This is a genomic window from Nocardia sp. NPDC055002, from assembly GCF_053608825.1.
Genome location: NZ_JBSGWE010000005.1, coordinates 17,830 through 30,634, shown reverse-complemented (window position 1 = coordinate 30,634; position 12,805 = coordinate 17,830). Strand labels below are relative to the sequence as shown.

General features: G+C 65.0%; 14 protein-coding genes. 6 read left to right on the top strand and 8 right to left on the bottom strand.

The window, feature by feature from the left end; translation table 11 throughout:
* Positions 1-5: 5 nt before the first annotated feature.
* Complete coding sequence (locus ACWF99_RS21240) at positions 6-635, bottom strand: maleylpyruvate isomerase family mycothiol-dependent enzyme (RefSeq protein WP_452537193.1); 630 nt, start codon at positions 633-635, stop codon at positions 6-8.
* Positions 636-756: 121 nt separating this feature from the next.
* Between ACWF99_RS21240 and ACWF99_RS21235 the strand changes: the two genes are divergently transcribed.
* A complete protein-coding gene (locus ACWF99_RS21235) occupies positions 757-1,140 on the top strand; it encodes a MarR family winged helix-turn-helix transcriptional regulator (protein ID WP_378634461.1) in 384 nt (127 codons plus the stop codon).
* A gap of 63 nt (positions 1,141-1,203) precedes the next feature.
* Here ACWF99_RS21235 and ACWF99_RS21230 read toward each other — a convergent pair whose 3' ends face one another.
* Positions 1,204-1,782 (bottom strand): DapH/DapD/GlmU-related protein, encoded by a 579-nt coding sequence (locus ACWF99_RS21230; protein ID WP_452537192.1) that lies wholly within the window; start codon positions 1,780-1,782, stop codon positions 1,204-1,206.
* A 225-nt stretch (positions 1,783-2,007) separates the two neighbouring features.
* Here ACWF99_RS21230 and ACWF99_RS21225 point away from each other — a divergent pair, with 225 nt between their 5' ends.
* The 5 genes from ACWF99_RS21225 (at position 2,008) to ACWF99_RS21205 (ending at position 6,210) form a co-directional block, all read left to right on the top strand.
* Complete coding sequence (locus ACWF99_RS21225) at positions 2,008-3,165, top strand: FAD-binding oxidoreductase (protein WP_378633538.1); 1,158 nt, start codon at positions 2,008-2,010, stop codon at positions 3,163-3,165.
* Positions 3,166-3,194: 29 nt separating this feature from the next.
* The gene (locus ACWF99_RS21220; protein ID WP_378633535.1) at positions 3,195-3,953 is read left to right on the top strand and encodes an FAD-binding oxidoreductase; all 759 of its coding nucleotides are present in this window, start codon (positions 3,195-3,197) and stop codon (positions 3,951-3,953) included.
* A 211-nt stretch (positions 3,954-4,164) separates the two neighbouring features.
* Positions 4,165-4,485: a WXG100 family type VII secretion target gene (locus ACWF99_RS21215; protein WP_452537191.1), complete on the top strand. Its 321-nt coding sequence runs from the start codon at positions 4,165-4,167 to the stop codon at positions 4,483-4,485.
* Positions 4,486-4,516: 31 nt separating this feature from the next.
* On the top strand, positions 4,517-4,819 hold the full coding sequence (locus ACWF99_RS21210) for a WXG100 family type VII secretion target (protein WP_452537190.1): 303 nt from the start codon (positions 4,517-4,519) through the stop codon (positions 4,817-4,819).
* Entirely contained in the window at positions 4,816-6,210 is a 1,395-nt protein-coding gene (locus tag ACWF99_RS21205) for a WXG100-like domain-containing protein (protein ID WP_452537189.1), read from the top strand. The genes ACWF99_RS21210 and ACWF99_RS21205 overlap by 4 nt, the downstream gene beginning before the upstream one ends.
* Before the next feature lie 287 nt (positions 6,211-6,497).
* Here the strand turns inward: ACWF99_RS21205 and ACWF99_RS21200 are convergent, their stop codons facing one another.
* The 6 genes from ACWF99_RS21200 to dnaK all read right to left on the bottom strand — a co-directional run bounded on the left by ACWF99_RS21200 (position 6,498) and on the right by dnaK (position 12,678).
* Positions 6,498-6,668 (bottom strand): hypothetical protein, encoded by a 171-nt coding sequence (locus tag ACWF99_RS21200; protein ID WP_452537188.1) that lies wholly within the window; start codon positions 6,666-6,668, stop codon positions 6,498-6,500.
* Positions 6,669-6,832: 164 nt separating this feature from the next.
* A complete protein-coding gene (locus ACWF99_RS21195) occupies positions 6,833-8,002 on the bottom strand; it encodes an FAD-binding oxidoreductase (protein ID WP_378633533.1) in 1,170 nt (389 codons plus the stop codon).
* A 616-nt stretch (positions 8,003-8,618) separates the two neighbouring features.
* Entirely contained in the window at positions 8,619-9,020 is a 402-nt protein-coding gene (locus ACWF99_RS21190; protein WP_378633530.1) for a heat shock protein transcriptional repressor HspR, read from the bottom strand.
* Between the two features lie 2 nt (positions 9,021-9,022).
* Positions 9,023-10,219, bottom strand: coding sequence for a molecular chaperone DnaJ (dnaJ, locus tag ACWF99_RS21185; protein ID WP_378633528.1), 1,197 nt, complete (start codon positions 10,217-10,219; stop codon positions 9,023-9,025).
* 24 nt (positions 10,220-10,243) lie between these two features.
* Positions 10,244-10,816, bottom strand: coding sequence for a nucleotide exchange factor GrpE (grpE, locus tag ACWF99_RS21180; RefSeq protein ID WP_378633525.1), 573 nt, complete (start codon positions 10,814-10,816; stop codon positions 10,244-10,246).
* Positions 10,813-12,678, bottom strand: a complete 1,866-nt coding sequence (gene dnaK / locus ACWF99_RS21175; RefSeq protein WP_378633522.1) for a molecular chaperone DnaK — start codon at positions 12,676-12,678, stop codon at positions 10,813-10,815. The genes grpE and dnaK overlap by 4 nt, the downstream gene beginning before the upstream one ends.
* Between the last annotated feature and the right edge of the window lie 127 nt (positions 12,679-12,805).

Below are 12,805 nucleotides of genomic sequence, written 5' to 3'. Positions count from 1 at the left end.
CGGTTTCAGCTCAGGCTGCGTGGCAGCGCTTCCAGGCCGGGGCCACGCAGGTTCGCCACGGCGGCCGACCTGCCGGTCATCAGCAGCAGGAGGTCGAGGATGGGGCCGTGTACCGGAGTGCCTGCGCCCGTTGACCATTCGATGTCGTCGGCGGCGAGGTGCAGGCCGCGGAGGTGACGTTTCGCCCAGAAGGGCCAGCCCATCGTCCACACCCGCTGTGCCGCGACAGCGGCCGCGCGCGGGGTCACGTCGATGGTGCGGCCGAGTGGGCGGGCGATGTCCTGGGCGTGGACGATCACGTCGAAGAAGATGTTGCGGTAGTTGGTCACGGCAGGCAATCGGCGCGATGCCGCGTGGGCGCGGATCTCGCCGGCCAGGTCGGGGCGATCCGAACAGCGCACCGCGGCGTCGTGATTCATTCGGTGGAAGCGGCCGCCCGCGCGGATTCCCATCCGGATCATCGCGGCCGGGCCGGGTGGCTGCGGCGCCATCGCCAGATGCGCGGCCACGTCGCGCACCCGCCAGCCCGCGCACAGCGACGGCGACTCCCATTCGGCCGGGGTCAGGTCGTCGAGTAGGTCGGCTACGGCACGGCGCTGCTGTTCGATGACCTGCCACTGCTGCTCACGATCCATGATCGACCTCCGGATTTAGTCAGCCTATCTGACCAATATAGTCAGATACACTGACCGAAACAAGGAGGAGAGCGTGGACGAACCGAACCTGGGCCTACTCCTGTTCGTCCCCTACCGCGAGATGGAACGCCGGGTGTTCGCGGCGCTCACCGCGGGCGGTCACGCCGATCTCACCCCGGCCAAGGCCCGCCTGGTCGCGCGGATCGGTACCAACGGTTCCCGTCTCACCGACCTCGCCGCCCAGGCCCAGGTCACCAAACAGACCGCGAGCACCCTCGCCGACCAGCTGGTCCGCGCCGGCTACCTCGAGCGCGTCCCCGATCCCACCGACGGCCGCGCCCGCCTTCTCCGCCTCACCCCCACCGGTCGGGCCGCCGCCGACCTCGCCAACCGCACCGCCGATGAGGTTCAGGCCGAATGGATCTCCCACCTGGGCAAACGAGCCGCTGCCGAGCTACGGAAAACGCTCACCGTGCTCCGGGAAGTCACCGACCCTTACGCGTGAAGCAGGCCGGCGAGTCGGAGCCTTCCGCTGTTCCGCGCGCAGCACAACGGGCCGAGTTACGCGCTACCAGCTTCGACGCACCGCCGCCTTGGAACCGGTCACCAAGCTGTTCGCCGGGACGTCGTCAGCGACGACCGCACCCGCGGCGATCACGGCGTCGCGACCGATGCTGACGCCGGGCAGAATCATCGCGCCCGCGCCGATCCACACGTTGTCCGCCACGTCGATCGGCGCACCGGTGAGGAATCGGCGCCGTTCCTCCGGATCGACGGGATGGCCCATGGTGATGAAGGTGGCCTTCGGGCCGACCATCACGCCCCGGCCCAACCGGATTCCGGCGTAGTCGAGGAACGTGCAGCCCTGATTGATGAACACGCGCTCGGCCAGGTCCAGGTTCAGTCCGTGATCGGTATAGAACGGCGGGTAGACCGTGAGACCCGCCGGGAGCGGGCGGCCGAGGATCTCCCCCAGCAGCGCCGCCTTTCCGGCCTCGTCGTCGAAGGGCAAACCGTTGAGACGGGAAGTCAACGCGCTGACCTGCAGAACTCGCTCGTGCATCGCCGTGAACTCGGCCCCCAGAACCCGTTCACCCCTGGCCAGAAGTTCGGGATCGTGAATCTCCATGAAGTTGTCGCTCGCCATCCCTCGATTCTCACGCACCTGCGCGCACGACCCGCAAGATCACCGACGCGTATCGATGATGGGGAGATCATGCTGATCGGCGACGGGGGGTTTACGATCCGTGCGGCTGGGAACGGCGTGACGAGCATCCCTGCACCGAGACGACGGTTTCGGGGGATACTGGGGAGGGCGGCACCGACGGGTGAGCCACATTGCGGCAATTGCAGAGAAATGGAGCTTGACGACGTGGATGCGCGTTCGCTTGCGCTGGTCCGCGCCGATTTCCGCGGGGTGTCGGAGACACCCGGTGGGTCCGAGCGGCTGATCAGCGCTTTCTACGGTCACCTGTTCGCGCAGGATCCGAGGTTGCGTGAGCTGTTTCCGCCTGCCATGGACATGCAGGCCAAGCGGATCACGACGGCGGTGCAGTTCGTCCTCGACCATCTCGAGGACTTCGAACGCGCGCAACGCTTCCTCGAGCAACTTGCCCGCGACCATCGCAAATACGGGGTCGAAGCCGACCACTACGACATGGCCGGACGCGCGCTGCTCGCGGCACTGCGAACCTTTCACGGCAATCGCTGGACCAGAGAGCTCGACGAGGGCTGGCGTGACATCACGCTGCTGATCTCGGCGTCGATGGCGATCGGCGCCAACGAGGACACCTCGCAGCCGTACTGGGACGCGACCGTGGTGGGTCACCGTCGAGTCCTCGACGATCTGGCGATCGTGCGATTACAGGCCGACGGGCCCATACCGTTCAAGGCCGGACAGTATGTGCCGGTCGCGGTGCCGCAGCGGCCGAATATGTGGCGCTACTTCTCCCCCGCCATCCCCGCGAACCCGTATGGCGAGATCGAATTCCATGTGCGGCGGATCAGTGGCGGCTGGGTGAGTCCGGCGATCGTCAACGACACCAAGGTCGGGGACCGGTGGAAGATCGCCGGACCGCTCGGTGGGTTGCACGTGGACCGGGAGTCGGGCCGCGACGTGCTGATGATCGGCTCCGGCACGGGCATCGCGCCGTTGCGCGCGCAGCTGATCGAGATGAGCCAGCGCGGGATCAATCCGCGCGTGCACTTCTTCATCGGCGGGCGCTATCCCGGCGACCTCTACGACGTGGACAACATGTGGCAGCTCTCGCAGTCCAACCCGTGGCTGACCGTGGTGCCGGTCTGCGAGGAACACACCAATCCCTGGTGGTATCCCCAGGATTCGGGTGAGACGCCGATGGGCATGCCGCGCCGCCTGGTCGGTAATCTGGGAGCGGTGGTGACCAGCTTCGGCGCGTGGTCGGACCGTCAGATCCAGATCGCGGGATCGCCGTCGATGATCGCCAACACCCGTTACGCGCTCCAGCGGGCCGGTACACCGACCGAGATCATCGCCGCCGACCCCGTCTGAACCCGCCCGCGACATCGCGAAAGAGGCTGATGAGCAACGCTTTTCCTGACCCCGCCTGGACGGCGACCGTCGTCGGTCACCACCGCTTGCGCCACGACCTCGCCGTGATCCGGCTGATCGGCGATTTCGTGCCGTTCGAAGCGGGCGGTTCGGTGGAGGTCGAGGTGCCGCAGCATCCGGGCGTGCGGCGGCGGTTCTCCCCCGCGCTGCCGCCCTCGCTGGACGGCAAGCTCGAGTTCCATGTGCGCACGGTGCCCGGTGGGTGGTGTTCGAGTTCCATCGTCACCGACACCAAACCCGGTGATCAGTGGCGAATCAACGCGCCCCACGGGGTTCTCGCGGTCGATCCCGACGCTGTCGAGGTGGTGATGATCGCCGGCGGTACCGGGCTTGCGCCGATGCGCGCCCAGATCCTGGACCTGGCCCGTCGCGACACTCCGCCGCGCACCTATCTGTTCTTCGGTGGCCGCTCGCCCCGCGACCTCTACGCCAACGACATGTTGTTCCTGCTGTCGGGCGAATTGCCATGGCTTTCCGTCATTCCGGTTGTCGAGAGCCCGGATGACCCCGCGGTACGCGATGAATGGCACGAACAGACCCGCTCCGATGTGGGTTTCAGCCCCGAGGAAATGCTCCACGGCACCCTCGCCGATGTCGCCGCCGCGCACGGCCCCTTCACCAAGCACCAGGTCCTGGTCTGCGGTTCGCCCGCGATGGTCCGCACCACCGTCGACCGCCTGATCGAAGCGGGAACCCCCCCGGCCAACATCATCTCCGAAGGCGCCTGAGCATCGCCTGCCAGCCGATGCCATCTCGAGACCGGCTGGTCGGCGGCACCCCGCAACGCGCCGTCCGCTACGAACCCATCGCGCCCTGGGGGGCGAAGGTGATTTCACCTGCCTCCTCCTCTTCCTGGTGCCGAAATCAGTAGCGGTTACTCTCCGGTAGGCTACAAGGAGCCTGCGTTCGCGCAGATGGGCGTGGAAGGCTCGAGGGGGAATGATGGTGGGGGACGATCCGTTCAATCTGTCAGTCGTACCTGACGAGGTAAAAGCCCTGGGGCGACTGGCTTTCCAGATCGCGTCAGAGTGCCAAAGCGGCTACAGGTCGCTGGCGACCGACGCGCGGATAACGATCGATAGATGGAAGGGCAACAACGCCACAGCCTTCACAGCTGGGTGGGAGGAGTTCCACTCCGGTGCCGACCAGGTGTGGGACGCGCTGTTCGAGCTAGCCGAAAAACTAGGGATCACCGCCGAGACGCTCGTCGCGACCGACCAGTCGAACGCCTCCGGGCTCAGCTCATTAGACCTCCCCTGACCGGCCCCCGGATTTCGAAGCAGGACGCTCGATGACTGACGACACACCCGCCTTCTCTGTCGATCTCGACCAACTCGAACAACTGACTGCTCGTATGCGGGGATACTTGGCCGCCGTCGCCGATGTGCTGAGCGCACTCGATGCCAAGGCCAACGAAGTCGACGACAACTGGTCAGGAGCGGTAGCCACTGCCTACAACGAAGCGCACACGGAGTGGCGAGCCGGAGTCACTGACATGCAGGAGGGTTTGGCCGCGCTGGAATCGGCCGCGACGATCGCGCACCAGAGCTACACCGAGGCTGGCACCACGACGCTGAAGATTCTGGGCGTATGACGGTCCTCGAGGTCGATCCCAAGGTCTACTACCAGGCCGCGACCAACTGCTTCGACGCCGCGGCCGCCTTGTTCAGCAGCTTTACACCGGTCTTCAGCGAACTCGGTGGTTACGGCATGATGGCCGGAAAAGACGAAGACGGTCGAGCATGGGCGAGTTCGTACGACAGATCAGCCCAAGACGCCGTCTCGTTCTTCACACAGACGTATCAAACTCTGCGCGCCTACGGCACCGCACTCAACGACGTCGGCTTCGAGCACGCCAAATCCGACGCCACGATCCACCGCACGTCCCAGCCGGAACGACCGGCAGACGCCGCATCGACCGCCACTCTGGGGCCCTACCGACTGCCTGCATCAGCGGCAGGCGGAATCCCCGAAGGTCTCGCACAAACCGCCATCGACGTCCTCGACGCGATCAACTGCCCGCTCCCCGACGGCAATACCGACACCCTCGCCAGAGCCGCCGACGCCTGGGACCGGCTCGGCAAGGTGTATGTGAATACCAACGCCAAAGACAAGATCACGATCTCTGTGAATCTATTCGACGGTGTCACTTCCGACGATGCCAAACAGGTCCGCTTCGACCTGAAAACGATCGAAGCCTCCATCAGCGAGTTACTCAACCTGTGCAACCAGCTCAGTAAAGCCTGCTCAGATTATCGAGATTCCATAATTGAGCTGCGTCAACAGATTAAGGGATTTATCGAATCGATCGTCAAAGAAGCAGCACTCAACTTTGCAATTACAATCGCCGCATCCTGTCTTACCGCCGGTATCGGCGGCTTGATCGCTGGCGCTAAGGCGGTCGAGTCGGCGCGGAAATGGGCGGGCATAATACAAGATGCCGTAACGGCATGGCGAGCACGAAAATTAGTTCAGCTCAAAGGATTAGCGGACGACGTTGTAGCTGCGGCGCAGAAGGCATGGAAGGCCGCCGAGAGTCTATTCAATCGGCTCGCAAATCCGTTTGGGAACACCCAGCGCAGCAAACGGCTGTTTTCTCGAATAGGGGCCCGAACTAATCAGGAAGTCCTGGATAGCGGCGATCACCTGCCGATGACTCCGGAGTACATACAGCAGATCGCCAGGCAGGCAGGGGTCGATCTGGATGGTGTCGAAATAATTGTAGCAAAGGCGCCGGACGACGTCCGGTACTATGACTCGATGGGCGCGAGCGCGAGTACTCATGAAAACTCGGTCAATCTTGCCCCAAGCGCCTTTGCGGACGAAGAGTCGCTAGTTCGAAATTTGATACACGAGAGAGCGCACGTCGAACAATTTCGCGACGGGCGAACCGGAAGCAGCGCTACCAAGCAATTGGAGGACGAAGCATACGCTGCCGATGAAGCTGGGTGGGAAAAATACAAGAATCAGCGAGGTATAGGGTGACAGAATTTCGCGTTGTTGGAGTATTTCCAGTCAGCTTCTGGCCGGATCCATTTCTAATCGGGATTCCCACTGGGGAAATACGAGTTGGAGACCAAGCGTTGCTGCATCGAAAAGGTGAAGCGCCCTATGTGGGCACCGTTCGACGAATCGAGTTTCATAGACCGTCGCCTGAACAGCTGTCCATCTCTATTTCCGGCCCGCTGGCCCGAGAAGTAAAGGAAGGCGATGACATCTCGATCTCATCAGATTGCCAATCCGACTAGGCTTATCGGCTGCCGTCGAAGCATCTATCGATAACAGCGATAGTCGCCGTCGCTGCTGTGGTGCTTGCGGAGTACCTCACCGGACTCGCCGACCAGACCGACCCGGCGAAACAAGCGAGCGCGCGAGCGTTCCTCGCCGAGTTCCGCGCCATCGTGCCCAGCAATCGTGACGACGACGCGATCGCTGAACACCACGCGGTACTACTTCTCCTACGTCCGGGCCGTAGGCACACCACATGGTGCGCACAACCTGATCATCGCGGCCACTGCGCGGGCTACCGGTCGGACGGAAATCACTACCCACCGGCGCGCCAGGTTCAGCGAGCTTCCGGAAGTCGAAGCCCGCTGGTGGCTGACTCTCAGAACAAGGGGTCGTGGCGGATCGACTGGGCCTGGGTGCCTGCCGCCATGAGGCGGAACTTGGTGGTCTGGACCATCGAGGGGGAGCCGACGATCTGGACGTCGCGGTCTGCCCACGGTCCGTAGCTGGCGACGACCTTGCCGATTTGACCGGTCATGCGGGGTTCCAGGCCGGGTAGATCCGGCTGGGGTTCGCCGGAGTCGTAGTACCACCAGGGGTTTTCGTCACTCTCGGTGACGGGGGTGACGGTGAGCCATTTGTTGGCGATGGCGAGTTGGCTCAGGACTTGGAGGTCGTAGAGATCGCAGGGGTGGTGGCCGCCGACGAACAGGTGGACCTTCGGGTTGACCCGGCGCTGGGCCATCGCCATGATCTGCGCGCGCAGGGGGGCGATGCCGGTGCCACAACCGACCATCAGCATCTTGCGTTTGGTGTTGCGCGGCACGCCCAGGCCGCCGAGAGGCGAGCCGAGCGCCCACTGATCACCGACGGCGGTGTGCGCGACCATGGCGGGGCTGACCCAGCCGCCGAGCACGCCGCGAACGTGGAACTCGATCTCGCCGTTGGGATTGGCCGGGTTCGCGGGTGAGAGATAGCGCCACATCCGCGGCCGCGAGGGAATCTGCACGCTGAGATACTGACCGGCGGCGTACTGCATCGGCACGTCGAGCTGGACCCGGACGATCGAGAGATTGCGCAGCACCTCGCGATGTTCGACGACGGTGCCCGTCCAGGTAGCCGGGGTGGTCTCCTTGTCGGCGGCGCTGATCATCGCGCCGCTGATGGTGGCCAGACCTTCGTCCCATGCGCTGGCGACCTCGTCGGTCCACATCTCCGCACCGGCGAACAACCGCATGGCGGATTTCAGCGAGTTGGCCACGGCCACATAGTGCGCCGGTTGCACGCCGTATTTGCGATGGTCGCGCCCGAGCTGGGCCAGGAACGGCAGCAGCTTGTCGGGCTCCTCCAGCCGGTCGAGGGCGTAGGAGATCGCCGTGACGAGTCGGTCGCGCTGGGAATCCATGGCAGCCGGGAAGTAGTCGCGGACACCGGGGTAGTCCGTGAAGAGGATCGAGTAGAACGACCTCGACAGCTTCTCGGGCCCACCTTCTTCCGCAGCAACCGCCTTGAACGTAGTACGGATCAAAGCGACAGTCCGCGAATCCATATGTGTCACAACCTCGTTTCGCCATCGAACGCTAGCCGCGCCGGCGAGTGACGGGCTGGGAGGACACTCGTCAGCAGCCGATGCGAGAAGTCTAGGCGAGGTTTGCCAGCTTAGGAATCGTACTCTTAAACATCACGCATGTAATTCGCGAAATACCAGGCGGTTCCCAGTAGTTTCTCATGAAAACATACCTGAAGCCCGTTAATTGAGGGTGAACAGCCGCTCACGATTCTCGAAACCACCGGGCGTATCAGGCAATTGGTGACCAATGGCCCTGGTAGAGCGACCCTTCCGCAACGTCGCCCGCAGGTGGCGATCCGACGCGCCGAGCCATGACACGCGGGGTCGGCGCACCGGAGTGGCTGGTCGCGGGCAGCGAATTGCCTTCCGATTGATCCGAATTCAGCATCCGGGCAGCAAACTTTTGGACGTCCACGGTGATAAATCCCCACCTCAGCGCGCCGCGACGCTACTTCCGATCAGCAAGATCACGAATAAGTGAGTTGCTGGAGAGTCACCAGCCGGTCGCCGGGGGTTGACCGGAGACGAACGAGCCCCCGGCTCGCATCCACCACAGCGGATGGGCGAACCGGAGGCTCGTCGAATCGAAGACGACTCAGCGCCGATGCCGTGGCTGCCACACCACGAGCGCGGTACTGCGTGCGGGCGGCGACAGATCGGGCCGGTAGCCCGCCCGCAACCGCTCCATCTCCGCGCTCATCTCCTCGACGCGCTGCTGCAACGCCTCCACCTGATTGGTGAGCTCGATGATGCGCTTGATGCCGGCGAGATTGACGCCCTCGTCCTGCGACAGGCGCTGCACCTCACGCAGCACCTCGACGTCGCGGGCCGAATAACGGCGTCCGCCACCCGAGGTCCGTTGCGGGGTGACCAAACCCAGCCGGTCGTAGGTACGCAGCGTCTGCGCGTGCATCCCCGCCAGCTGAGCCGCCACCGAGATCATGAAGAACTCGGCACGCGCGGTCGCACCCGAAACAGACTTCGGATCATCGGACATCATCAAGCACCCGCCCATCCTGCACGCGGTTCGAAGCCACTGGCCTTCTCCGCCTCCTGATAGCGCTTGAGCGCATCGGTGGCGTCAGAGTCGAGCGATTGCGGCACCGCGACCTTCACCGTGACCAGCAGGTCACCGGCGCCGCCCGCCGCGCCGCGCTTGGGCACGCCACGACCACGGACTCGCAGGATACGCCCGTCGGCGGTACCCGCGGGCACCTTCACACCGACCCGGCCGTCCAGCGTCGGCACGGAAACTGTTGTCCCCAGAACCAATTCGCTGTAGCTCACCGGGAGCACCAGGGTGAGGTCGTCGCCTTGACGGCCGAAGACCTTGTCCTGGCTGACGTGCACGGTGACATACAGGTCGCCCGAAGGCGCACCGCGCAGACCCGCCTCGCCCTGACCGGCCAGCCGGATCTTCTGACCGTCACTGACGCCCGGTGGGATCCGGACGGTGATGGTGCGGGTGCGGTTCTGGATACCGGTGCCCGAGCAGTCGGTGCACGGGTCGTCGATGATCGACCCGGTGCCGCGGCAGTCGTCGCAGGGCTCGCTGAAACCGAACGCGCCCTGATTGCGGCTGACCACGCCCGCACCGTTGCAGTGCGGGCACACGCGCGGGCTGGTGCCCGGCTTGGCACCGCTGCCGTGACAGGTGGTGCACGGCGAGGGACTCGTCATCCGCAGCGGAACGGTGACGCCCTGGGCGGCCTCACGGAAACCCAGGGTCGTCTCGGTCTCCACGTCGGAGCCGCGGCGCGGACGAGCCGCCGCCCGGCCACCGCCGCCACCCCGGTTGAACAGCCCGCCCAGCAGATCGCCGAGCCCGCCGTCGCCCGCGGCGCCGGTACCACCGGCCTGACCGAAGATGTCACCGATGTTGAAGTCCTGCGAGAAGCCGCCGCCGGCACCGGGATTGAACCCGCCGCCGCCGTAGGCTCGTCCGCCACCGCCGCCGCCCGCGAACATGCGGCGCGTCTCGTCGTACTCCTTGCGCTTGGCAGGATCCGACAACACCGCATTGGCTTCGCTCACGGACTTGAACCGCTCCTCGGCCTTGGTGTCACCCGGGTTGGAGTCCGGGTGCAGGTCGCGGGCGAGCTTGCGGTATGCCTTCTTGATCTCGTCCTGCGAGGCGCCGGAGGAGACACCCAGCTCCTTGTAGAAGTCCTTTTCGATCCACTCCCGTTGGCTCACCGGGCATCTCCTCCTTTCGCGTTCTTATTGACTGTCGCCGGCATCCGGATCCGATGCCCCCGCGGCCTCGGCATCGGTTACCCCGACCAGCGCGTGCCGAAGCACCCGGTCGCCGAACCGATAGCCCTTGCGCATGACGATGCCGATCACCGGGTCGGCGCCCGAACCCTCGTGCTGCACGGCCTCGTGCAGCGTGGGGTCGAACGGGTCACCGGTGGCACCGAATTCGACCAGACCCTGCTTGGTGAGCGCGGTCTCGAGCTTGTCGGCGACGGACTTCAGCGGGCCGGAATCGAGGTCGCCGTGCGCCCTCGCCCGATCCAGATCGTCCAGCACCGCGAGCAATTCGGTGACCACCGACGCCTTGGCGGCGTCGATGTTGGCCTGACGGTCACGCTCGACGCGGCGGCGGTAGTTCGCGTATTCCGCGGTCAACCGCTGCAGGTCGGCCGTGCGCTCGGCCAGCTCGTCGTGCTCCGGCTCGACAACTTCGGCGTCGAGGGCGGAGTCCGCCGTGGCGGCCTCCGCGTTCTCGTCCGCAGTGTCGTCCAGGATTTCCTCGACCAACTCCTGCTCCGAGGAGTTCGCCTCGGTCACTTCTTGTCCGTGTCGACCGGCTCGTCCACGACCTCCGCGTCGACGACCTGATCGTCATCGGCCTGGCTGGGGCCCGCGCCGTTGCCGGACTGCGCGTCGGCGGCGGCACTGGCCTCGTAGATCGCCTGGCCCAGGGCCTGCGACTCGGTGGCCAGCTTCTCCACGGCCGACTTCACCGCGGAGATATCGGTGCCCTCGAGCGCCTGCTTGGCCTCGGCGACCGCGTTCTCCACCTTCGCCAGCTGATCGGCGGAGACCTGTGCGCCACCTTCGCTCAGCTTCTGCTCGTTGATGAACTTCTCGGTCTGGTGCACCAGCGACTCGGCCTGGTTGCGGGTCTCGGCCTCTTCACGGCGCGCCTTGTCGTCGGCGGCGTGCGCCTCGGCGTCGGCGACCATGCGGTCGATCTCTTCCTTGGACAGACCGGAGCCGTCCTGGATCTTGATCTTGTTTTCCTTGCCGGTGCCCTTGTCCTTCGCGGTGACGTGCACGATGCCGTTGGCATCGATGTCGAAGGTGACCTCGATCTGCGGCACGCCGCGCGGGGCCGGGGGCAGGCCGGTGAGCTCGAAGGAGCCCAGCAGCTTGTTGTGCGAGGCGATCTCGCGCTCACCCTGGAACACCTGGATCTGCACCGAAGGCTGGTTGTCGTCAGCGGTGGTGAAGGTTTCCGAGCGCTTGGTGGGGATGGTGGTGTTGCGCTCGATGAGCTTGGTCATCACGCCACCCTTGGTCTCGATGCCAAGGCTCAGCGGGGTGACGTCGAGGAGCAGAACGTCCTTGACCTCGCCCTTGAGGACACCGGCCTGCAGCGCGGCGCCGACGGCGACGACCTCGTCCGGGTTCACGCCCTTGTTGGGCTCACGGCCGCCGGTCAGTTCCTTGACCAGCTCGGAGACGGCGGGCATCCGGGTGGAGCCACCGACGAGCACGACGTGGTCGATGTCGGCCACGTTCAGGCCCGAGTCCTTGATCACGGACTGGAACGGCGCGCGGGTGCGATCCAGCAGATCAGAGGTGATCTTCTGGAACTCCGAGCGGGTGAGCTGCTCGTCGAGGAACAGCGGGTTCTTGTCCGCGTCGACGGTGATGTAGGGCAGGTTGATCGAGGTGCTCTGGCCCGAGGACAGTTCGATCTTGGCCTTCTCGGCAGCCTCGCGCAGACGCTGCATGGCCATCTTGTCCTTGGTCAGGTCGATGCCCGAGGACGCCTTGAACTTGTCGACCAGCCAGGTCACGACGCGCTCGTCCCAGTCGTCGCCACCGAGGTGGTTGTCACCGGAGGTCGCGCGGACCTCGACGACGCCCTCGCCGATTTCCAGCAGCGAGACGTCGAAGGTGCCGCCACCGAGGTCGAAGACCAGGATGGTCTGCTCTTTGTCGCCCTTGTCCAGGCCGTACGCGAGCGCGGCCGCGGTGGGCTCGTTGACGATGCGCAGCACGTTGAGACCGGCGATCTGGCCGGCTTCCTTGGTGGCCTGACGCTGGGCGTCTTCGAAGTAGGCCGGGACGGTGATCACGGCGTCGGTGATCTCCTCGCCCAGGTAGGCCTCGGCGTCGCGCTTCAGCTTCATCAGCGTGCGCGCGGAGATCTCCTGCGGCGTGTACTTCTTGTCGTCGATCTCGACGTTCCAGTCGGTGCCGATGTGGCGTTTGACCGAGCGGATGGTGCGGTCGACGTTGGTGACCGCCTGGTTCTTCGCGGGCTGACCGACGAGAACCTCGCCGTTCTTCGCGAAGGCGACGATCGAGGGGGTGGTGCGCGAGCCTTCCGAGTTCGCGACGACGACCGGCTCGCCGCCTTCGAGCACGGCGACGACGGAGTTCGTGGTCCCGAGGTCGATTCCGACCGCACGAGCCATAGTGGTTTCCTCCTGTTTGACGTTCGGTTATTGCAACGCTGAGCGCAGTGGGCTCAATCCTGCCTTCGAGATCCACCGTGAGTCAACCCGAAGTTGAGTCAGGTCCGCTCATGTTGTTGATCAGCAC

What these genes read in the sequence shown, in the direction of transcription:
- ACWF99_RS21205 (WP_452537189.1), top strand. Translation starts at nt 4,816, where the DNA reads ATGACGGTCCTCGAGGTCGATCCCAAGGTCTACTACCAGGCCGCGACC.
- ACWF99_RS21190 (WP_378633530.1), bottom strand. Translation starts at nt 9,020, where the DNA reads ATGTCCGATGATCCGAAGTCTGTTTCGGGTGCGACCGCGCGTGCCGAG.
- dnaK (WP_378633522.1), bottom strand. Translation starts at nt 12,678, where the DNA reads ATGGCTCGTGCGGTCGGAATCGACCTCGGGACCACGAACTCCGTCGTC.
- ACWF99_RS21215 (WP_452537191.1), top strand. Translation starts at nt 4,165, where the DNA reads ATGATGGTGGGGGACGATCCGTTCAATCTGTCAGTCGTACCTGACGAG.
- ACWF99_RS21235 (WP_378634461.1), top strand. Translation starts at nt 757, where the DNA reads ATGGAACGCCGGGTGTTCGCGGCGCTCACCGCGGGCGGTCACGCCGAT.
- ACWF99_RS21195 (WP_378633533.1), bottom strand. Translation starts at nt 8,002, where the DNA reads ATGGATTCGCGGACTGTCGCTTTGATCCGTACTACGTTCAAGGCGGTT.
- ACWF99_RS21220 (WP_378633535.1), top strand. Translation starts at nt 3,195, where the DNA reads ATGAGCAACGCTTTTCCTGACCCCGCCTGGACGGCGACCGTCGTCGGT.
- ACWF99_RS21240 (WP_452537193.1), bottom strand. Translation starts at nt 635, where the DNA reads ATGGATCGTGAGCAGCAGTGGCAGGTCATCGAACAGCAGCGCCGTGCC.
- ACWF99_RS21230 (WP_452537192.1), bottom strand. Translation starts at nt 1,782, where the DNA reads ATGGCGAGCGACAACTTCATGGAGATTCACGATCCCGAACTTCTGGCC.
- ACWF99_RS21210 (WP_452537190.1), top strand. Translation starts at nt 4,517, where the DNA reads ATGACTGACGACACACCCGCCTTCTCTGTCGATCTCGACCAACTCGAA.